At 51.8% G+C, this 21,070-nt stretch carries 17 protein-coding genes and 1 other RNA gene; 11 read left to right on the forward strand and 7 right to left on the reverse strand.

Translation table 11 applies throughout. From position 1 onward, the window contains the following. The first annotated feature begins 117 nt into the window (after positions 1–117). From QHH26_11205 to QHH26_11225, 5 genes are all read left to right on the forward strand, one after another. Positions 118–711 carry a sigma-70 family RNA polymerase sigma factor gene (locus QHH26_11205; protein ID MDH7482522.1) on the forward strand — a complete coding sequence of 198 codons (594 nt, stop codon included), beginning with the start codon at positions 118–120 and terminating at the stop codon, positions 709–711. Between the two features lie 20 nt (positions 712–731). Continuing rightward, a complete protein-coding gene (locus tag QHH26_11210) occupies positions 732–1,295 on the forward strand; it encodes an anti-sigma factor (protein ID MDH7482523.1) in 564 nt (187 codons plus the stop codon). A gap of 141 nt (positions 1,296–1,436) precedes the next feature. Continuing rightward, the gene (locus tag QHH26_11215) at positions 1,437–2,918 is read left to right on the forward strand and encodes a Do family serine endopeptidase (GenBank protein MDH7482524.1); all 1,482 of its coding nucleotides are present in this window, start codon (positions 1,437–1,439) and stop codon (positions 2,916–2,918) included. 379 nt (positions 2,919–3,297) lie between these two features. Beyond that, positions 3,298–3,648: a transfer-messenger RNA gene (gene ssrA / locus QHH26_11220) on the forward strand. A 426-nt stretch (positions 3,649–4,074) separates the two neighbouring features. Further along, positions 4,075–7,476 (forward strand): hypothetical protein, encoded by a 3,402-nt coding sequence (locus QHH26_11225; GenBank protein MDH7482525.1) that lies wholly within the window; start codon positions 4,075–4,077, stop codon positions 7,474–7,476. Between the two features lie 358 nt (positions 7,477–7,834). Here the strand turns inward: QHH26_11225 and QHH26_11230 are convergent, their stop codons facing one another. After that, positions 7,835–10,474: a cation-transporting P-type ATPase gene (locus tag QHH26_11230; protein ID MDH7482526.1), complete on the reverse strand. Its 2,640-nt coding sequence runs from the start codon at positions 10,472–10,474 to the stop codon at positions 7,835–7,837. Between the two features lie 1,097 nt (positions 10,475–11,571). Between QHH26_11230 and QHH26_11235 the strand changes: the two genes are divergently transcribed. Next, positions 11,572–12,009, forward strand: a complete 438-nt coding sequence (locus QHH26_11235) for a hypothetical protein (GenBank protein ID MDH7482527.1) — start codon at positions 11,572–11,574, stop codon at positions 12,007–12,009. 84 nt (positions 12,010–12,093) lie between these two features. Here the strand turns inward: QHH26_11235 and QHH26_11240 are convergent, their stop codons facing one another. Further along, complete coding sequence (locus QHH26_11240; protein MDH7482528.1) at positions 12,094–12,816, reverse strand: type II CAAX endopeptidase family protein; 723 nt, start codon at positions 12,814–12,816, stop codon at positions 12,094–12,096. 131 nt (positions 12,817–12,947) lie between these two features. After that, entirely contained in the window at positions 12,948–14,147 is a 1,200-nt protein-coding gene (locus tag QHH26_11245) for an MFS transporter (protein ID MDH7482529.1), read from the reverse strand. Between the two features lie 371 nt (positions 14,148–14,518). Here QHH26_11245 and QHH26_11250 point away from each other — a divergent pair, with 371 nt between their 5' ends. Next, entirely contained in the window at positions 14,519–14,764 is a 246-nt protein-coding gene (locus QHH26_11250) for a hypothetical protein (GenBank protein ID MDH7482530.1), read from the forward strand. 307 nt (positions 14,765–15,071) lie between these two features. Continuing rightward, positions 15,072–15,464, forward strand: a complete 393-nt coding sequence (locus tag QHH26_11255; protein ID MDH7482531.1) for a DUF1634 domain-containing protein — start codon at positions 15,072–15,074, stop codon at positions 15,462–15,464. A 46-nt stretch (positions 15,465–15,510) separates the two neighbouring features. Here QHH26_11255 and QHH26_11260 read toward each other — a convergent pair whose 3' ends face one another. Continuing rightward, entirely contained in the window at positions 15,511–15,900 is a 390-nt protein-coding gene (locus QHH26_11260) for a hypothetical protein (protein ID MDH7482532.1), read from the reverse strand. Between the two features lie 132 nt (positions 15,901–16,032). On the opposite strand from QHH26_11260, the gene QHH26_11265 reads away from it, so the two are divergent. Continuing rightward, complete coding sequence (locus QHH26_11265) at positions 16,033–16,956, forward strand: slipin family protein (protein MDH7482533.1); 924 nt, start codon at positions 16,033–16,035, stop codon at positions 16,954–16,956. A 39-nt stretch (positions 16,957–16,995) separates the two neighbouring features. On the opposite strand, the gene QHH26_11270 is transcribed toward QHH26_11265, so the two are convergent. Together QHH26_11270 and QHH26_11275 are read right to left on the reverse strand one after the other, a co-directional pair. Continuing rightward, positions 16,996–17,793: an ABC transporter permease gene (locus QHH26_11270; protein MDH7482534.1), complete on the reverse strand. Its 798-nt coding sequence runs from the start codon at positions 17,791–17,793 to the stop codon at positions 16,996–16,998. Between the two features lie 10 nt (positions 17,794–17,803). Beyond that, positions 17,804–18,601 carry an ATP-binding cassette domain-containing protein gene (locus tag QHH26_11275; protein MDH7482535.1) on the reverse strand — a complete coding sequence of 266 codons (798 nt, stop codon included), beginning with the start codon at positions 18,599–18,601 and terminating at the stop codon, positions 17,804–17,806. 241 nt (positions 18,602–18,842) lie between these two features. Between QHH26_11275 and QHH26_11280 the strand changes: the two genes are divergently transcribed. Together QHH26_11280 and QHH26_11285 are read left to right on the forward strand one after the other, a co-directional pair. Further along, a complete protein-coding gene (locus QHH26_11280) occupies positions 18,843–19,964 on the forward strand; it encodes a site-2 protease family protein (protein MDH7482536.1) in 1,122 nt (373 codons plus the stop codon). A gap of 227 nt (positions 19,965–20,191) precedes the next feature. After that, positions 20,192–20,350 carry a hypothetical protein gene (locus QHH26_11285; GenBank protein MDH7482537.1) on the forward strand — a complete coding sequence of 53 codons (159 nt, stop codon included), beginning with the start codon at positions 20,192–20,194 and terminating at the stop codon, positions 20,348–20,350. 112 nt (positions 20,351–20,462) lie between these two features. Here the strand turns inward: QHH26_11285 and QHH26_11290 are convergent, their stop codons facing one another. Continuing rightward, positions 20,463–20,675, reverse strand: coding sequence for a hypothetical protein (locus tag QHH26_11290; protein MDH7482538.1), 213 nt, complete (start codon positions 20,673–20,675; stop codon positions 20,463–20,465). Between the last annotated feature and the right edge of the window lie 395 nt (positions 20,676–21,070).

Genomic DNA, 21,070 nt, shown 5'->3' on the forward strand with positions numbered 1-21,070 from the left:
ATACGCTTGATGCTCCAAGCATAAAACTTTGCTTGTGTTTGTGCCAATTTTTAGATATAATAAAAATGCTACATTTGCCAATTGGCGAGGAACCTTTTGCTGGCGATTACCGTATAAGTGAACGGTGAAGGAGAAAACATGGTCGAGCTGAGCGAAGCAGCTGCTGTGGCATTTCGCGCCGAAGATAGGAAGGCGTTTGACGAGCTTGTGCACAAATACCACAAGCAGGCATATAATATCGCCTACCGAATGACCGGAAATCATGCCGATGCGGAAGACCTAACGCAGGACACATTCCTTAAGGCATATCGGTTTTTTGAAAGATACAATCGCGAAATGCCATTTGATAATTGGCTCTATCGTATTATGTCCAATATCTTTGTGGACTGGCTGCGTCGCCGCCCAAAAGCACAGTTCCGATCGCTCGATGAGCCTGTGAGGCAGGAAGAAGGAGAAACTGCGCTAGAGATACCCGACACTGCGGAAGGTCCGGAGTCTCTGGCTCTTTCTAGCGAGCTGGATGCCGAACTTCAAAAGGCTCTTAACCAGATTCCTGAGGATTTCAGGCTCACCGTTATTCTTTCCGATATCGAGGGTCTTTCTTATGAAGAGATAAGCGAAGTTATGGGCTGTTCGATTGGAACTGTTCGATCCCGACTTCATCGGGGTAGAAAACTTCTGAGGAACAAGCTTAAAGCTTACCTCGACTGAGGTCTCGAGGAGGGAAATATATGAATTGCCACAAGGTTCAAAGTCTGGTTTCGGCATATGTAGACGGCGAGCTGAGCGGTCATGAGATGCTCGCAATTAGACAGCATCTTGCCGACTGCCGAGAATGCACCGCCGAATATGAGTCTTTGCTCAGCTTGAAGAGAATGTATGGAAGGCTTCAACCAAAGTACCCTCGGGCAGACCTCGCAACGAAAATATGCAGTGAACTTGACCGACTCTATCAGCCAACGCACGAGCGGTGGGTGGGCTTATTGAAAAGGTATTTGCATCCTTTCCCGGCGCGAGTGCGATTCGCCGCCGCAGGGCTGGCAATCCTAGCCGCATTGCTGATGATGCGCATCAGCGCCCCCATGTCGCCATATACATCATCGCCTGAATTCGTCCTTTCAGCTCAGGCGATGGCAGACTCCGATATAGGCAAGACCACCATCCCCATCCCGACCACGGCAGTTGGCAAGCGCGTTCTCCCAATCCATGAAGTAGAAGGAGACCCCCTCTCACTTTTGACTGCAACTTATACGTCTGGGGCCAGCTCTGTGAAGACCGTCAGCTTTAGTTATTGAGAGCGGCTATCACGAAAGTGCGCTAAAACCAATCTGAAGATAGATACGTCTAATATTACGTGAGAAATCAACCTGCCGCCGCGCTTTCTAAATGACGCGGCGGCGCGCATGTCAGTCAACGTATGGAGGTGTTGAGAATAGATGGACGGGTCGAAATATATCCTATCGAAGCCGGCTAGCTTATTGGTCGTGATTGCACTCAGCATCGCTCTCGGTGCATCGCTAGCGATGAACTTTAGTGGGCAAAACACCGCCTATGCAGTTGACCAGCAGACGGCAAAGATAGCGCAACGTGCCGCACTTAAGCAAATGCAGGAAGGATTCATCTCGATTGCCGATGAGATTCTTCCCTCGGTGGTTAGCATTACAAGCATACGAACTGTTTCTACGCGACAGACGTTCCCTTGGTTCGATGACGAATTCTTCAAAAACCTCCCATTTGAGATACCGAAGCCTGAGATTCCCGAGAAGCGGCGGATGGAAAGCTATGGTTCGGGCGTCATTGTCCGAAGCGACGGCTACATCCTAACTAACGACCACGTTGTCGGCGGCGCAGAAAAAGTTAAGGTTCACCTAAAAGATGGCAGGCAGTTCGAAGGCAAAGTCACCCGTGATCCTCAAAGCGATTTAGCAATTATTAAAATTGATGCTAAGAACCTTCCCGCAGCCAGACTCGGCGATTCCTCCAAAGTAAAGCCTGGGTCTTGGGTAATCGCAGTAGGAAGCCCATTTGGACTTGAGCAGACAATCACCATAGGCGTAGTCAGCGCGGTGGGCAGACAGGAGATAGCAGGTGACGGCCAGGAAAGTCGGTTTTATCCGAACTTAATCCAAACCGACGCCTCTATCAACCCTGGAAACAGCGGCGGCCCATTGGTTAACGTGGACGGCGAGGTAATCGGCATAAACACGCTGATACGGTCTCCTTTAGGTGTTGGCAATGTTGGCATTGGGTTTGCGATTCCATCAAATACCGCGAAGTTTGTAATGGAAAGGCTGATAGAACACGGCAAGGTAGTTCGCGGATATCTGGGTATTGGGCCTGCCGACCTAACGCCGGATGATAAGAAGAGATACGGAGTTGAAGAAGGCGCATTGGTAACTTCGGTTGAGGCTGGCACTCCTGCAGATGCGGCGGGCATTCAGGTTGAAGATGTCATTGTTGAGTTTGACGGTAAAAAGATTACGGACGAGATAAGCCTTCGCGAGATTGTTGCCAGCACGCCGCCTGGGAAGCGCGTCAAGGTTGTTGTTGTGCGAAACAAGCAGCGAATACCGCTGGAGGTAACGGTTGGCGAGCGCGATGAGGCAATTGCTTCTTCGCAAGAGAAGGCGGAATCGGAGCTTGGATTCAGCGTGGCGGCGGTAACTCCATCGCTTGTTAAAAAGTACAACTTAAGCCCAGATGCCAAGGGTGTGATAGTAACCTCGGTCAGCCCTGACAGCGGCGCGGCAAGGGCTGGGCTTCAGCCTGGCGATTTGATTACAAAGGTCGGCAATAAACCTATAAGAACGATGGCAGACTTCAATGCCGCGGTCAAGGGTGTGAAATCTGGCGATGAAATCAGGATGATTGTCGTTACAGAGAAACGCAGTAGACTTGTGATTGTGCCTATAGACTAGCAATTCTGGCTTCGATAGCGCGCTTGACAGTCGAGGGCAGGAAATGTTTCCTGCCCTTATTTATTTGCAAGATTCGGAGTAGGTTGGGTGAGAATATGCGAACTTTCACCGGCAGTTTTAATTGGCATTATGGCGAGAGCGGTCCTTGTGCTTTAAGTGCTATTGCCTTTTACGGCATTAAATTCGCATTCCGCGGGGAAGCATTGCGCAGTGCCGATTTTTGAAAGCAGGCTTTGTCGGGTCAAGCGCTAATCATGCAATCTCGCGCACCTGGTTTGGTATTTTGCGAGCAAGGAATTTATTGACTTTGCATCAAAAACGGGGTATAATACAAATGTATTCTAAAAGTGCACTTCCGTTCCTCCTCGAATTAACGCGTGGGGGCGATAGGTGTCGACAGGGAACCTAGCAGCATAAGTTGCGAGCCGAGGAGCCGTTGGCCTCGTTAAAAGCGGCAAAAAAACAAACGCGAATAGCACTTACGCACTCGCTGCCTAATTAGGCGGCGCGTCCGCCCGGCCTAAGCCGGCAGGGTCGGTTTCGGGCGTCACACATGCCGGATTACCCGCGGAACCTTGCCCGGGGAGTCTGCGGGGACATTAAATCGGGCTGGCGCAGGGGAATCCCGCCTGCAGGAGTCAACTGCGCGAGAACAAAATGCAGGATACGCTCGTAGAAGCTTATGTAGGCTGTTCCTTGGACCGGGGTTCGAGTCCCCGCGCCTCCACCAGACAACTGCGGACAAAGTTTCTCTCCACCCAAAAACCCCGCTGGACTAACCGGCGGGGTTTTCGTCTTTTCTAGTGTGAGATTGGGTAACAAAACTGATGTGAGCGCTGTGTGCATTGCTAGTAACCTGTAGATATGATAGCCCCTAAATTCCCCTGCATATGCTCCTTTTGTCTCTCTACGACCACCCTTCAAGCACCTTGCAATTGCCGAAGAACAACGTGCTCGAACAATAGACCGCTTGATAATTTAGGCGTTGTTTGTTAAAATATAATTCAAACTTATTTTTTTATAGCTGACACTTTCAAGACCACAGGAGGCTACGAGCGGTAGTGGATTTGCCGCGGGAGCGGCTGAAGAAGGCGAGAAGATTGATCAGCTGAAACAGATTATATTATGTAATCTTGTCTTGAGGGAGAATTAAATAATGAAGCTTGAAAAAGAGGTAATATTGCGATTTCCTTTTTCAGACCCACATCAACAGCAAATTTATAGTGGATTAGAGGATATTGTAGGACCTGGACCTGCTGCATTTTACTATGATGCTTGCTTCCTTATGGAAAATCCTGGGTTGCTAAAGACCCACGTGCACGTGGTGGCACATCTTCTACGCGAGTTAGAGAGCGCAATGCGTGAAATCTCCCTACGAATAGCGGTAAGGCCAAAGACCTTAGCAAAAAGAAAGAACAACAAAGGAGCCAAGCAAAGAAAGAAAGAATCAAAAAAGAGCCAGATAAGGCGAATACTCGCCTCCTTGGGAATCCCTGAGGGATCTCGTGAGGGACAGGCGTGGTTTAAGCTTGTAGAGGAGCTCCACGGACTTGCACACCGGAAAGAGCTAGATGCACCAAGGCCTTTAGAAGAAATAAATGACCATTGGGAAAAGATCAACCTTCTCCTTGGGGTTTTAGTTCCAGCTCTGCGCGACCGCTTCTTTGACTGGACTAAAACACCGGATAAACTTTTAGAAATTAAAACAAAACAAGCAGACGGTGACATCAAACGACTTATACAGGTTATACAGGAAATCCCAAATAATTTGCGGACTCGGCAATACTTCTTTGACCGTCTGGAAAACCCTGAGTGGTTACAGCCGCTTTGGGAAAAAGGATTTTTCAAGCATCCACCGCAAGCCAAGCGTGATGAGGAGGGCAGCATCACTGGCTTCCCGCTGTGGCCTGAGGCACGCTATCTTGCGCGAATGGCCAAGCACAAGCCGGAGCTTGTGGCTGAGATTATTTCCCAAATGGATGATACTGATAATGCTTGGGTACAAACTAATCTCCTGGACGCGATGCTTGCGATGCCGCCCCGGCTATCGGCGCCGTTCGTCAATAAGGTGAAGCGCTGGGCGGAGCAGCCGGACTGGCTGGTGCCAGAAAAAATCGGCGAGGTAATCGCTCATTGGGCGAGAGGTGGTCTAGCAGATGAGGCTTTGGAAGTGGCGAAAGTGCTGTTTGACGTAATTCAGGACAAACAATGCGCGCAGACCCGGCCGGAGCCGCGGGTGCGCTTTGACATGTGGTATTACGAGAAGATTCTAAAGGAAAACTACCCTGAACTTGTTTGCGCGGCCGGGATGCCTGCGCTGGAACTACTATGCAGACTGTTGGACAAAGCGATTAAGCCTTATTGGATTAGCGACGACATTGAGACGTCCGAGGACTTCTCGGCGTTCTCCTGGCGCCCTGCTATCGAGGAACATTACCAAAACCCTACTAACACCATCGAAGGTGCGCTCGTTTCTGCCGTTCGCGACGCCGCAGAGCATGTTGTGCGCTGTGAGAAAGCAACTGTAGAAGAGGTGGTGAATTTTCTGGAAAGTCAACGCTGGAAGGTCTTCCGGCGCATCGCATTGCATCTGCTCAGGGTTTTTGCAGACAAAGCGCAACCGTTGGTAGTGGCCCGATTGATTAATCGAAAAAACTTCGACGATATTGGTGTACTGCATGAGTATGCTCTCCTTTTGCGGTCGTGTTTCTCAAAGCTGATGGAGGAAGATCAGGCTGAGATACTAGCCTGGATTGAGAATGGTCTAGATGTGGAACGTCTCAAGCAGCGGTTAGAGGAACAGACGGGCTCAACACCATCAGACGAGGAGGTTGTGCAATATAAGGAGAGGTGGCAGCTAGATTGGCTTGCGAGGATTGGATTGGAGAATCTGCCTAAGGAATGGCAAGAGCGGTATCGGAATCTCGCTGAAAAATACGGCGAGCCGGACCACCCTGAGTTTCTGGTTTACACAAAAGACGGTTTTTATGGGTTGGCCAGTCCGAAAACCGAGCAAGAACTCAAGGCGATGTCGGTAAATGAAATTGTGGAATTCCTAAAGAAGTGGGTGCCCGAGGAGGATGTTTTATGGCAGACTAGAGAGGCGCTGGGCAGAGAGCTGGCTACGGTCGTCCAACAGGACCCGGGCCGATTCGCCGATTTGGCTGACCAATTTGAAGGTCTGGACCCAACGTACATCCGCGCTGTTCTGAACGGCTTCCGGGGCGCTCTGGAGCAGGGCAAAACTTTCAACTGGAGGAAGATTTTGGACCTTTGCAAATGGATTGTCTCGCAACCACTTGAGATTCCTGGTCGGCAGGTCAGGGTATTTGATGCTGACCCCGATTGGGGCTGGACACGCGGAGCCATTGCCGATCTTCTCTACGCTGGATTAGAGAACCGTCCAGGAAGCATTCCCATTGAACTTCGAGAGAAGGTGTGGGCTATCTTGGAAGCGCTGATGAAATCCCCCGTCTCAGCGGAAGAGCACGTCAATACTTACGACGGCTCCTACATGGACCCCGCTACTCTCTCGCTAAACACTATTCGAGGTAAGGCGTTACATGCAGTCATCCTTTATGCTCTTTGGGTGCGGCGACATCTGGAAAAGGAGCCAGACTCGAAGGAGCGGCTTTTGAGGGGATTCAAAGAAATGCCTGAGGTAGTCGAGACCCTGGAAGCGCACCTCGACACGAATCAGGAGCCATCTCTTGCCGTCCGCGCTGTTTACGGTCAGTGGTTTCCCTGGCTTGTCGTTCTCGACCCTAACTGGGCGCGCGATAATGCGGAAAGAATCTTCCCTCGAAGTCAGAATGCCGAAGCATTCTTTGAAGCAGCGTGGAACACCTACGTCATTTTTTGCAAGCCATATGACAACGTGCTGAATATTCTTCGTCAGCAGTACAGGCAAGCAGTGGACAAGATTGGCATTGAGCGCAACACTCGATGGATGGCGGACCCCGATGAGAAACTAGCCGAGCATCTCATGGCATTCTATTGGCGCGGAAAACTTTTGCTTGATGACGACATCTTCGTGGCGTTCTGGGAAAAGGCACCTGATAACATTAGAGCCCATGCACTTAGGTTTATCGGCAGTGCATTGAAGCAAACTAAAGAAAAAATCCCTGAGGAAATTCTTAGTCGGCTCAAGCAACTCTGGGAATGGCGCCTTAAGATAGCCGATGAACGTGGGCTTTCTCAATTTGAAAAGGAAATAGAGGCTTTCGGATGGTGGTTTGTTTCTGAAAAGTTTGACCTGGATTGGTCCTTAGATCAGCTCGTCAAGTCACTGGAACTAGTCCACAGGATCAAACCCAGTTATGATGTGCTCAAAGCGTTGGCGAAAATGGGGAAGGCTTCCCTGCCGAGGTCCATTAAAGTCGTGCGTATGATCGCTGAAGGAGACCAGAACGGGTGGGAAATCTACGTAAGCCGCAAGGATATTCGTGCGATACTTCAAGCTGGGCTTCAGGACCCTATCGCCGAGGAGGAATCAAAAAAGGTCATTAATTACCTTGGCAGCCGTGGGTTTATCGACTTTAAAGACCTTCTACAATAATTTAGAGATTGGACCAGTTAAAAGATAGGCAGGCCGGCGGTAAAGCACGCCGCCAGCCTGCATGGGGTGCCGGATGGGCTATTCTTCGAAGTGACCGATTATGGCCCAGATATCTGGACAATTGCGATACCTGATATGGCGCTGAAGCCAGGGTACTCAACGGCGGTATGGGTATAAGCTCATGATATCCGCCACAGACAAGATATATCTTTCCACCGACCACGAAGGTACAATAGTAGCTATTGAGATGGGTTACATAAGGAGGAGACACCACTGGCGGCATCTCTCCGCGACACGTGGGACTCTTGATAGCGAGAGGTTAGTCTCTTTCATGGGGTTTCTGAGTGATACACATCGGCTACTGCTCCCAGAGCGGGATGAGTCTCAGTATCCAGCGTGTCATGTATACACCAGCAAGCGATGACAACGCCACCACTGGGACCATGATAACCCAGGCCTGCCAGCCAAGCGGCACGACACCGAATATTATGCGCAACGGCGTGTATAGAGCCACAAGCTGGAGCGCTACTGCTCCTCCATAACTCCAAAGCAGAGCCCTGTTTGACCATAGACTCAGGTTGTCCAGTTGCCTCACTACCATTATCCGCGTGAAGGCGTGCAATACAATGCCCGTGAACAGCATGGTGCGCGCGAACACTATTCCACCAAGTAGCAGACCTGCCCAGAAAATCAACACATACGCGATAAGCGTGCGGAGCACACTACCCACGATGGTGGCATTGATCGCTCTGTTCAGAATGGCTTCATTGTGTCGGCGCGGTCGACGTGTCATAATCTGTGGCACTGAGGGATCTGCGGCCAGCGCACTCGCAGGCATAAGATCCGTGACTACGTTAATCCATAGGAGCATTTGGGCCGACAACGGGAAATACCCTGTGATGGAGAGCGCCAGCACCGCAACCACTTCACCAAGACTGGTGCTCAGCAGGTAATTCGTAAACTTGCGGATGTTGTCGAAGATGCGCCGTCCCTCTTCAATCGCTGCAACGATGGTGGCGAAGTTGTCATCAAGCAGCACCATGGAAGATGACTCCTTGGCGATATCCGTCCCGCGCAGGCCCATCGATACACCGACATCGGATTGTTTCAAGGCAGTGGCGTCGTTCACGCCATCGCCGGTCATAGCCACAAAGTGACCGGCGTCCTGAAGCGCCTGGAGTACGTGCTGCTTGATGTCTGGTGTGGCGCGAGCCACGATATCTACGCCTTCCATGCGCTGACGCAGTTCGTCGCGAGACAGGTTCTCCAGCTCCCGCGCCTCGACGGCTCGCCGGCCCAGACCCAGCTTAGCGGCAACTGCGGTAGCCGTCCGCACGTTATCACCGGTGATCATCACTACACGGATGCCCGCTTTCTTTGTAGTCGCGATGGCATCCGCCACTTCGGGGCGCGGAGGATCCATCATAGCCTGCAGGCCGATGAACGTCATGCCCTGCTCAGCGGCATCAATAGCGTCAGGGGATGGTATCTCATTTCGGGAGAACGCCAGAACGTACAATCCCTCATCCTCCCACTGCCCAAGTACTCGCTCGACGGCCGCTCTCTGGTCATCACCAAACGCTATCTGACGTCCGTCAAACCAACTTGCTGTACATTTGGAGAGCACCGCCTCAGCGGCACCTTTCGTGTAGGATACAAATTTGTCGTCATATTTGTGGATCGTCGTCATCATTTTCCGCTCAGAACTGAACGGTATTTCGCTTACCCTGGGGTATTCATTCCGTTCGCGCTCAATATCCATGTGTGCTTGCCGTGCAGCGTTCAGAAGAGCCACATCCACTGGATCGCCGACAAACTTGGCAGACGGTCCGTCTTCAACTATGGCGTCGTTGCAGAGCACCCCGGCGAGAAGCAGTCTTCCAAAGGGTGACCCACTGTCATAGGTCACTGGGATTTCACCCGTACTGCCATCCGCGAACATCTTTTGTACAGTCATCCTGTTTTCTGTAAGGGTACCCGTCTTGTCAGTGCAGATGGTGTCCACGGAACCAAGCGACTCCACCACAGCCAATCGCTGGACCACGGCATGACGAACAGCCATTTGATGTGCTCCCAGAGCTAGGGCAAACGTCAGTACAATGGGGAGACTCTCGGGTATAGTTGCAACCGCGAGACTCAAGGTGTTGAGAGCTACATCCACGAACGACTCATGAAGCAGGAAATAGAGGATTACCCCGATTATCGCCGCTAGAATGCCGACGATTACCGTCATCTGCCATGCCATCTTGCGGACCTCTATCTGAAACGGAGTCGGACGCTCTTTCATCTGCTGCAGTGTTCCGGCAATCCGGCCAACCTCTGTAGACATCCCAGTGCGCACGGCCACTGCCAACCCTGTGCCGTGTGTCACAAAGGTCGAGGCAAATGCCATGCACGTCTGTTCTGCCAAGGGCGTGTCCGGAGACACAGGTTCTGGCGACTTGTCCACACCGACGCTCTCACCGGTAAGCGTTGATTCATCAGTACGCAGACTGTGAGTTTCGATAATGCGGGCATCGGCTGGCACTCTCTGTCCCTGAGAGAGTACCAGGATATCGCCGGGAACGACCTCAGAGGAATCAATCTGCTGCTTGGTCCCCTCGCGAATCACACTGGCTCTGAATGCTAGCAACTTGTTAAGCGCCTCCATCTCCTTCTGTGCACGGTACTCCTCATAGAAGTTCAGGATAACGCTGAGTAGGACTATGCCGAGGATGAAATAAGCGGTAAGGCGCCGGCCACCCTGTCCTGGCATGAAGCTTACGCCATAAGCCAGTGCTGCGGCGAAGAGGAGTACGAGGATGAAAGGATTGGTAAACTGGCTAAATAGTAATCGTAGTGGTGAAACCGGCTTTCGACGCTCGATTTGGTTGCGTCCGAATCTGGATAGTCTGTCGGTGACTTCGTCTGTTGTGAGACCATCAAGTCGTGTGCCGAGACGGCTCATCACTTCGCTTGCGTTGAGACTGTGCCATGAATCTGTACTTGCATGACTCATTAGGGACTCCGCAGGTACTTTGATAGGGAACAGACATCTTCCGGTCATTCGGACGCGCAATTTCGGCCACGAGTATTTATACCACGATTCATCCCCACCAAAGCGTTCTCGATTGCCAGACTGGCAACTTCAGAGCGCGAGGCGAACTGCGTTTTCTGGATAAAGAGCAAGCAAGTATCATCTGTAGTTTCCTGCTTGAAGTATGTGCATGGGTTTCAGAGTCATGCTCATAATATCATTGTCGTGCTGCTCACCCTCTCATGGCAAGTGAAGTGTATTTCCACTACAGGCAGTGCATACGTGATCAAGCAGGAGTACTTTTCTAGCAGGGACAGGTAGCATCATCATCATCATTCGCAGGTGATACCGATGTATTTTTAGCTAGGGTCGTTGCTGTAGAGCGGGCAATCGGGCAGTCGCTGGTTACAGTGCACTGGATCAGTTCTAAAGCAAAGCAAGTGTACATCTCATTGGCGCTCGACTCAATACCAACACTACGGTGGATTGCATTTGCCGATACGTTGGGTACTATTGCGGAGGCTTCCTTACCCGCAGCCGTTGGAGTCAGTGTATCTGACAGGAACTACTTCAGGCAACTCCTGGATGGTGAAGTATCGAGAGTAAGCGACGTGCTTATGACGAGAGGTGAATGTGAGGTGGGATTTGTGACAGCCACGGCGATAGGGGATCAGAACAACAAGTTCCGTGGTGTCGTGATAGCAGCCGTAAACGAACACACGCTGCTGACGGTCCTGCGTGCTCGGCCCTCGCCGCGGACTTAGCTGGTGTTGGTGGATTCAAAAGGACGCGTGAGTTTCATTAGTGACAAGCCAAGCCTGTCTTTCTCGTGGAGGAGCTGGAGTATCTACTCCTTTGTCCGAGCAGCCTTGCATGGAAGACCTCAATACGTGTATAGCTTCAAGCAGGGGCGACCGGTGATGCTGGGAGCTATGGGCCTGCTGCCGCGCTGGTTACGACATCCTATCTGCAAAGCGTCAAGCGGTTGGGACCGGTGTTCACACCAACAAACGAAGACGCTAGTGGGTTGCCACCGAGGTTCGGTGGGAAACTGTTTATGCTGCACAGGCCGGACATAGGTGGGCAGGAAGATATCTGGTATGCTTCTTCCCGAGATTACCTGGATCGCTGGAGTTCGCCGGGGCTTACTGATGAAGCGGGGGGATGGGGCATACTGGGATAGCCAGCGAATAGGTGTGGGTTGTCCACCGATAGCGACGGAAGAAGGATGGCTGCTGATTTACCATGATAACAAGGCAATGGGAAGCCGCTCGATATACCGGCTAGGAGTGGCGCTGTCGGTTTGTGATGATCCGACAAAGGTTATCGGCAGATCAAAGCATTGGATCTTTGCTGAGAAGGCTGACTATGAGCAGCGAAGACTAATGCCTGAGGTTGTGTTCAAATGCGGGGCCATAGTTCGCAGAGATGAGCTTTGGGTGTATTATGGGGCTGGCGACACCTGTGTCGGATTGGCAATAGGCCATCTCAGGTCTCTGCTTAATCTCCTCATTTGAGGACCCGCCAACGGGGTATTGGCAATATCATGTTGCAGCAAAGACCCTGACTGATCAGCGCCAGTATGCGCGTGCAACATCACTTCATCTCATACCTAGCAAGGGCAGGAGCACGATCCCAAGGAAATCCTGCAGAAAGTGTATCACAATGGGAGCGACCAGGCTTCGCCTCCAGATGTAGACCAGGGCGAGCAGCACACCCATCACGCCTACCGTGGCTACCCCGACTGATCCCTCGTAACCGTGTCCAAGCGAGAAGATGAACGCCGAGAGAAACACCGCTGCAGTGGTGCTATGTGTGACTGCCGCAAATCGCTGTATGAGGTAGCCTCGGAATATCGTTTCTTCCGACAGGGCCACTACGACTACCAGCACGGTGGCCAGCGCAAATTCCATCGATCCCCTTGCGTGCAGGAAGCTGGGAGTTGGTGTCGAAGGTGCGGATAGTCCTATAGCCTGGAACACTCGTTCGAAAGCATCAGATATGTACATGAAGGGGATGAAGAGCACGATCCCCAATATGATATCTCGCCATCTATGCCTGAAGGACCAGCCGATTCTCTCCAGTGGTTCCCCATTGCGCCAGACGAAGAAAAGGATTAGCGCAACGAAGGCGAGATCGCGGATCATGGTAGAGACTGCCACGATTGGAAAACTCAAATGCCCCCGCATTACGGCGAAGAGAGAGATCACCATCGAGGGCACAATGAGTAGCAGGAAGACCGATACCTCATAAAGTTGCTCCCTCCAGCTTAGCCTGATACCACTGTCTCTCACGGACTCATTTCCATTTGCTCCTGTAGCCATCGGTGTCTCCCTTCTTGATTTCCGAACACAGCACTCGCGGAAATGTCAGTTCTGCGTGAGATCTGCGCTCTCCTATCCACCAAGACTGTTTGTTCCGGTAGTTCTCCTTTTCCAGACGCAGGCGACCTTGCTCAGATGGCCTTCTGAGTGTTATAACCATGCTCTGTAACGACCAGTATCATCGCTGCAAGCAACGCAGTGCCTGCGGCAAAGAGGTACCCATATGCTTCGCCTATGGCAAATAGCGTGCCCATGATGAAGTTCGCGCCGAACTGACCAATGCTGCGTGCAACACTGAGCCATCCCATTCCAGATGAGACATTGCCCGTTGTGCGCAGGGAAGCTGCCAGAGCAGGCTCATAGGTCTCCACAGCACCCATGCCAAGTCCGAGTATAGCAACTGCAGGGTAGAATGCCCATGCTCCACCATGCAGAAATGCATTGACCGAGATTGCGAGAGAAGCAAAGGCTGATGGCAGAAATCCCCATCGCCAAAGAGGACGTAAACCCCTCATATTAGCTAGCCCCAGCAGCCAGCCAGATATGGCGGAAATCCCCAGGTAGAGACCGTAGGCAGCCACACCGGCAACAGAAGTCCTGCTTATCACAGCAGCGCTCAATACCGGAAAGCCCAGGTTATAGAAACTGAACCCATACAGGCTGGCTGCAACCAAGATTGCCACGAACATCCTTCGCTGTCTTCTATTGACTCTAGTCTGATCTACGGTGTCCAGCTCTTCAGGCTTCCATTCTACGGGGTACAGTACACTCTTACCTACCGGGAGTAACACAAGCGTAGACACTGTAAGAGGAATAGCAGCGAAAATGATTATATGCCGGGCGCTAACATGCAATATAAGCAGCGTAATGGCCGCAATGACCGAAATCAAGCCGCCGCCGATATCCAGTGCATGTAGAAAGCCAAAGACTTTGGTGCGAAACCTTTGATCTGTGACCTGGGCAAGCAGTGCCCGCCGTGGGGGCGTGCGCAAGTAACGGAACCACCAGCCAGCAACAAACAGCAGGCCGCTAATCCATGCTGTCGAAGAAAGCCCACTGAACGCAAGGAGCAGGATCCCGAGGTTGCCAATGATGATGATCGGTTTCTTTGGCAGTCGGTCACCCAGCCACCCTCCCACAAAGGCAAATAGTGAACCCACTCCAAACCCTAGTCCAGAAATCAAACCATAGAGAAGGGGGGATTTATGCAGTTCCAAAACTAAAAACAGTGGATATAGCGCTGTGACCCCTTGATACCCTAAGTCGGCGAAAAAGGCCGAGAGCGAAAGCAAGAGAGCATCATGGGACAACCACTGACTGTCTTCCAACATCTCGGTTCGAGAGCGCACGCCGCTTAACCTCCAATACTTGATACGTAGGAATATAGTTGCAAACTTTGGGGTACTTCTTTGGGCTTACCCATGCTGCGCTGATCTTAAAACAACGCTGGTACGGTCGTCGTCTCTGCGATCCGAGCGCATGGCTACGGCGTTTTGCGAGACACGAAGCTGTTTCAACAGCGGGGTATACTATGACACAAGAGCCATTGATGCGACCTTTCCAGCCTGCACCCGAGATGAAGAGTTCGCAGTGGAGAGTGTTGCTGACAGGATTGCTCTCGTATGCGGTTGGAATCGTCATTCTGGGACTGACGTGAAACCCCAAACTGTTTCCATCCGTAATCTTGATCGGCAGCTTTGCAGTGCCAACTGCTTATGTATATTTCTTCTACAACCACAGGTTACTCAGCCAGATCGCCGCGCCAAAAATCACCTTGGGCTTCCTATATGAAGGCATAGTAGATGTATTTGCAGCGTCGTTGCTTGAGCCAATCTTTATCCACAAGCTAAATCTGCACACAGCGTTCATCGTTGGCATGACCGAGGAGTTCTCCAAAATACTCGGAGTGCTTGCCATTACCCTCCACAGAATCATACATCCGAGATGAACGGTCTCATTCTCGGCGCTATTGCAGTAATGAGCTTTGCTACCCTCGAGAATATCGGCTATTTGTTTGTTGCTTTTCTACAGAGTAGGGGTAACCTGCCTGAGGTGTTCGGACACACCCTTTTGCGTGGACTCCTGTCCATCGGTCATGGCACGTGGACAGCTTCCTGGCGGCTATCCTGTACCGTGAGAGCAGACCAAGACACTTCAGGTTCGATGCTCGCATGCTGGTTGCGTATTTGGTTGTCGTGGGGTTACATGTACTGTGGGACGGCCTGCCCAGCGTTATGTCCTTGCTGAACCTTCCGGTGCTGTCTTATTCCGTAGCTGAAGCGGGAACAGCGGCAATTGGTCTACTGATTCTCTGGGGGAGTGTGGAGGGGTTCATAGGCTACATTCTGCTGGGAGGAGTGGCCCTCAGCATGACTCTCGTGGTGGTGGGCGTGGGTTGGCACTGGCTCGCAACCGGGAAACTAGGTGTTTCTTATTTGATCAAGGGTGTGAACTTGCTTTGGTTTCTGTCAGCAATTGCGCAGGGAACGAGTTCGCGGGCCGCACGGCGGGACCCGCTGGTGAACCTGGGCATAGGGGTGTTGATGCTTACTCCGTATATGCGCGTGCTTGGCTCCGCCCTCTTCTTCGCCTTCATGGCCCGGAATTGGAAGTATACTGTATCACCACCTTTGTCCTCAGCGTGCTGACGTACAGCCTGTTCGTCCGCTGATCGTCTTCCGCGGTTTGTGACCTTCAGGGACGATATACAGGCGTTATGTCGTTCCTCGCAAGGCAGCCCCTTGTGCTTCTCGGGCGGATGTTGTTTCCCAGACTCCATGTTCTGGGTAGATGGCTAATTGTAGCTTTCAGGGCGCTGTGGGTGTCTGGCAACTCCCCACTGTAGATATCGAAGGTCAGCATGGAACGATTGCCAGAAAGAAGGTGACCTGATGAGAGAACAGATAGGAGGAATGGTTCCTCAGGAGGTGGGAATGCGAATTGCCCTACCCGGTACAGATGATCTGCCATTGCAGGTCGTGCCGGAGTGGGAAGCTCTTGTGGCGCAATCCTCTGAGTTGACGCAGGTGATTGATCGCCATCTTGATTATGAATCGATATATCAGAGATGGAGTCTGAGCCCATCGGAACTCTGCCGGAAGAAGAAGGCGAACCTGATATCTGATGCCTACACTGTGTTGCAGCTTCGCAGTGCAACTGGTTAGGCAACCCGGAAGCCTATTGTATCTGGGCAACCCATTGATGGAGGTACTCAAGATGAGAACAGGAAGTTCCCTTGCAGGGCTGATTTTTATCGTGATTCTTGGCATTGGCGTTGGATTAGCATATGCAATATACAGAGTTTCAGCCAATGCAGGAAGCGTATGGATTGGGGTCGGCGCCTTTGTGCTTGCTCTTATTGTTTCCTCGGCGATTAAGGTTGCGGATCAGTGGCAAAGAGCGGTGGTACTGAGGCTGGGCCATTTTCGTTCGCTTAAGGGACCAGGATTGTTCCTCATCATCCCAATCATCGATGCCATACCTTACTGGATTGACATCCGCGTGATAACAACTTCCTTCAAGGCAGAAAAGACTCTCACAAAGGATACGGTACCGGTGGATGTAGACGCAGTTCTGTTCTGGAAAGTCCTGGATCCTAAGAAGGCAGCTTTGGATGTGGCCGACTACCAGAGCGCCATAAGTTGGGCCTCCCAAACCGCTTTGCGTGATGTCATCGGCAAGACTATGCTTTCAGACATGCTGGAAGGTAGGGAAAAGATCGGTGCAGAATTGCAGAAGATCATTGATGAGCGCACCGAGCCCTGGGGCGTCAACGTCATCTCGGTCGAAGTCAAGGATGTGCTGATTCCGTCGGCGTTGGAACAGGCGATGTCGATGCAAGCCCAAGCTGAAAGAGAACGCCAGGCAAGAGTGATACTGGGAGATTCGGAGCGACAGGTAGCGGAGAAATTCGGAGAAGCGGCCAAGACCTACACTGACAACCCTATTGCTCTACATTTGAGGGCTATGAATATGCTCTATGAGGGTCTGAAGCAGAATGCGACAATCGTGATTGTGCCCAGCACAGCCGTGGAGACCATGCAATTAGGGAATGTCGCCGGGATGACGGCGCTGACTATGGGACTGGGCCAAGAGCGTGGAGAGAAAAGGGAAGAGACGAGCCTGCCGGAAGAGCACTGATTCTCGGCTGGACGATTCCTGCCCTTGAATATCCTGGCGTCATGTAACAGCCCTTGGATACAACCAGCCGCCTATGACAACCAAGACTGCCGTCGCTCCCAGCAGTATACCAATGTCCAGCGGTAAAGGATGAACGCTCTTGCCTCCCAGGAGCATCAGCGACCTCAATGCGTCAACCTCGTAGGTAAGAGGGTTAATGTAAGAGATTATTCTCAACCACAAAGGCATCAGAGAGAGAGGATAGATTGCGTTGCTCGCAAAGAACAGGGGCATCGTAAGTAGTTGGCCTATCCCCATAAAACGCTCTCGCGTCTTGACCAAGGTTGCGATGATTAGAGAAAATGTGGAGAAAAATGCCGCACCTAGCAGCACCACGAGCAAAACACCAAGTAGTTTCAGGGGGTCCCAGTTGATTCTGACATCAAGAAGCACTGCAAGTGTATACACGATTATGGCCTGAGATATTGCTCGCACTCCGGCTGACAGCGATCTTCCGAGAACTAAAGCAGAGCGGGGGACAGGACTAACAAGGAATTTCTGGAGAATTCCCAGGTCTCGTTCCCAGATCACGGCGATTCCGTAGAATATTGCGATAAACAGGACACTCTGGGCCAGTATTCCGGGGGCCATAAAGTCTATGTAGGGAAATCCACCCGTAGGGATCGCGCGCACCCGGGTTAGCACTTCTCCGAAAACAAGTAGCCAGATCGCCGGCTGCACAGCTCGGGAGATCAGTTCTGTTGGGTCATGGCCGAGTTTGCGCACCTCCAGTTCAGCGATTACCAGGGTCTTGCCAACATATCGGTAGATGGAGGTCAGCACATTGCTGCGATGAATACGGCCTGCCTCAACCGAGTCGGCGCGCGGTGCGTCGTGTCCTTGTTGCCTCACGGTAACCTCCAGTCGATTCCATTGCTCCACCAGTGTAGTAGATGAATGCATCGTCCATGGTAGCGTTGTCTTTGCCGATGGAAGCCTTCACTTGAACGGGCGTGCCGGTTACAGCTACCTTTCCAAGGTTCATTATCGCCAATCGGCTGCAGAAGGCATCGGCTTCATCCATGAGATGAGTGGTCATGAAGATAGTTGTGCCGTATTCCGCTCGCAGATTTTCCAGATGCTCCCAGACAATCCTGCGTGCCGACGGGTCCAGCCCCACAGTTGGCTCATCCAGGAAGAGCACTTGCGGTCGATGCAATATGGATTGCGCAATCTCCAGGCGACGAATCATACCGCCAGAGTACTCGCGCACCAGTCGGTGTGCCGAATCTGCGATCCCCATGAAATCGAGAGCTTCTTGTATGCGACTGGCGCGCTCTTGACGCGGTATATCGTGCAGCTTCGCGAAAATGAGCAGGTTCTCGTAGCCGGTCAATGTGCCGTCCGCTGATATAGCTTGTGGAACATAGCCAATCACTCGCCGTATTTCGGCCGCATGGTGGACGATATCAAAACCGGCCACCCAAGCATCGCCAGATGTAGGAGGCAGCAGGGTGGTCAGCATTTTAACTGCGGTTGTCTTTCCGGCTCCGTTCGGACCTAGCAATCCGAACACCTCACCTGCTTGAACAGTGATCGACATGGAATCAACCGCAGTCAGTTCTCCGAAACTCTTCGTCAGGTTTTGCGTCTTTAGCACGTCCATAGTGTAACCTTGCCAGTTGGAGTATCCTCGTTCTTTTTTACCCGCGACGCGGAATTGATGACACCTGATGGGTGGTTGCCCATATTTGCATATGCTGGACCATTCATAGCCGGTTATGTTGCATTACGATTGCTAAACGTGAAGATTAAAGCATGGTAAAGGCGGGGATGTTTGAGGCAGACCACTCCAGGCAAAGAACAATGTGAGTATTTGCGAATCCGCAAAGGGAAGGTAAAAAACTATGAGTATACGTCTCGGAAGGATATTGGGCATACCTATCAAAATCGACGCGAGTTGGCTGATAATCTTCGGACTGATCGTCTACACGCTTGCGGTTGGATATTTCCCTCGATTCAAGCCCAATCTGGGTGCGCCTATGAACTGGCTGGGGGGTGTGATTGCCGCCTTGCTCCTTTTCGGCAGCGTGCTACTGCACGAGCTTATGCACAGTTACGTCGCAAAGAAGAATAGACTTCCGGTTGGTGGAATCACGCTCTTCATTTTTGGCGGAGTTTCTGAGTTGACTGAAGAGCCTGAGACGCCTGGACTCGAACTGAAGATGGCTATCGCCGGTCCTGCGACAAGCATTGTACTGGGTATCCTGCTGCTCGTGGCCGCGAGATTGGGAGGAATCGCTACGTTCGGAGAACTTGGGCTAGCCATCGTCGGGTATCTGGGAGGTATCAATCTGGCTCTCGGAGTCTTCAATCTGATTCCAGGATTCCCCCTGGACGGCGGCCGAGTGCTGCGGGCGATACTTTGGGGCTCGATGCACGATATCGACAAAGCCACGAGAATCGCCTCCGGTGTTGGGCAGGGATTTGGGTATCTGTTCATTGCCGGCGGGTTCCTGATCATGCTGTCCGGGCAGTTTCTCAGCGGGCTATGGCTGATATTCATCGGGTGGTTTCTGAACAATGCAGCCCATCAAAGCTACCAGATGCTTGTGCTTAAGCGGGCGCTATCGGGGGTGGAAGTGAGTCGGGTCATGATGACAGACTACCCACACATAGCTCCCCATACCACTCTCGATGAGTTCGCTGAGGACTACCTGCTAAAATATGACTACCGCGCCTATCCCGTGTCGGAGGATGATAGACTCCTTGGAATAGTCACTGTAGACGAGGTACGGGGTATCCCCAGGGAGCAATGGGCTACCACGACCGTCGGTACCGTCGCCAAACCACCCGAACAAGAACTTGTGATCGACGAGAACGACGATGCCTTTGATGCCTTGATGCGAATGGCCCGTGGCAATCTGCGGGGGCTCTTGGTAATGCACGAAGGGAAATTTGAGGGTATGGTTACCCAGGAGAGTATCATGAATCTGGTGAGGGCAAAACTGCAACTGGGGATATCGTAGGCTTTGTAGCCGCAGACAGCCCTGCCAAGCGTGCGGGTATACGTGAAGGCGACATAATCATCAGCATGAACGGCAAGCCGCTGGAGAGTGCAGATCCTCTCCAGGAATTTATGGGGAAGGCGGCTGTCGGTTAGAAGTTGGCTCTAACACTTTTCAGAGATAACAAACGAGAGACACTCGCAGTTGTCCTGGCCAAGATGCCAAAGATGGTATCTGCAGGTGGTTAGGTGCAGACTCTCGGTAACCAGTCCGCGATACCAGCAGCAGTGGACCGGCCAGGCATGAATATAGAATCACCGACGCCGGCAGAGAGTATCTTCGGAAGTGGGGGTCGTGCCCCAAAGCCTAACGAAATCGATGGAATCCTTCATAGAAGATGTGAATAATCTAAGCGAGCAATAGGCAGCGACTGTAGGCTAACATCGCACGCAGTTGAGCTTGCTTGCTGACGCAGACAGTTTCTGCATATCGCATATCAGATCGTTAATCCAGTTATTACTACCGGTCCTCATTGTTGGTAGTCATATCGCCAGGATGAACGGGTGTTATGGGCGCATATCGCTGTATATTTGTAGTGAGATATACGCACAGATATGATTCATATGGCGTACTGACATCAGCCTGGTTGGGCTCGCCGGATGGATGGGGTGGCGGCATAGTCCTTGTGCCGTTGCTGTCGATAGTTTTCGGCGTGGATATTCGGTACGCCATCGACGCTTCCCTTGTATTGGTGTTCGCAACCTCTTCAGTCGCTTGTGCAGCCTACATGAAAGAATGATTCGTGGTATAAACGGAAAGCAGATCTCTTGGACTTGAGAGAACCCCACCGTCACTTTTTGTGAAGTTAGCATCTCCTCCACTACGCAATAGCGGACAAAGTTTCTCTCCACCCAAAAACCCCGCTGGACTAACCGGCGGGGTTTTTTTCATTTCTAACGTGAGATTGGGCAACAAAACTGATGTGAGCGCTGTTTGCATTGCTAGTAACCTGTAGATATAGTAGCCTCTAAATTCCCCTGCATGTGCTCCTTTTGTCTCTCTTCGACCACCTTTGAAACACCTCACAATTGCAGAGAAACAACATACCCGAACAATAAACCGCTTGA

This window comes from Armatimonadota bacterium (assembly GCA_029907255.1).
Lineage (GTDB): Bacteria > Armatimonadota > UBA5829 > DTJY01 > DTJY01 > JAIMAU01.

Coding starts and splice junctions, on each gene's coding strand:
- QHH26_11225 (MDH7482525.1), top strand. CDS start 4,075: ATGAAGCTTGAAAAAGAGGTAATATTGCGATTTCCTTTTTCAGACCCA.
- QHH26_11210 (MDH7482523.1), top strand. CDS start 732: ATGAATTGCCACAAGGTTCAAAGTCTGGTTTCGGCATATGTAGACGGC.
- QHH26_11215 (MDH7482524.1), top strand. CDS start 1,437: ATGGACGGGTCGAAATATATCCTATCGAAGCCGGCTAGCTTATTGGTC.
- QHH26_11280 (MDH7482536.1), top strand. CDS start 18,843: ATGAGTATACGTCTCGGAAGGATATTGGGCATACCTATCAAAATCGAC.
- QHH26_11290 (MDH7482538.1), bottom strand. CDS start 20,675: ATGGCGTACCGAATATCCACGCCGAAAACTATCGACAGCAACGGCACA.
- QHH26_11265 (MDH7482533.1), top strand. CDS start 16,033: ATGAGAACAGGAAGTTCCCTTGCAGGGCTGATTTTTATCGTGATTCTT.
- QHH26_11230 (MDH7482526.1), bottom strand. CDS start 10,474: ATGAGTCATGCAAGTACAGATTCATGGCACAGTCTCAACGCAAGCGAA.
- QHH26_11260 (MDH7482532.1), bottom strand. CDS start 15,900: ATGGGCTCAGACTCCATCTCTGATATATCGATTCATAATCAAGATGGC.
- QHH26_11245 (MDH7482529.1), bottom strand. CDS start 14,147: ATGTTGGAAGACAGTCAGTGGTTGTCCCATGATGCTCTCTTGCTTTCG.
- QHH26_11275 (MDH7482535.1), bottom strand. CDS start 18,601: ATGGACGTGCTAAAGACGCAAAACCTGACGAAGAGTTTCGGAGAACTG.
- QHH26_11240 (MDH7482528.1), bottom strand. CDS start 12,816: ATGGCTACAGGAGCAAATGGAAATGAGTCCGTGAGAGACAGTGGTATC.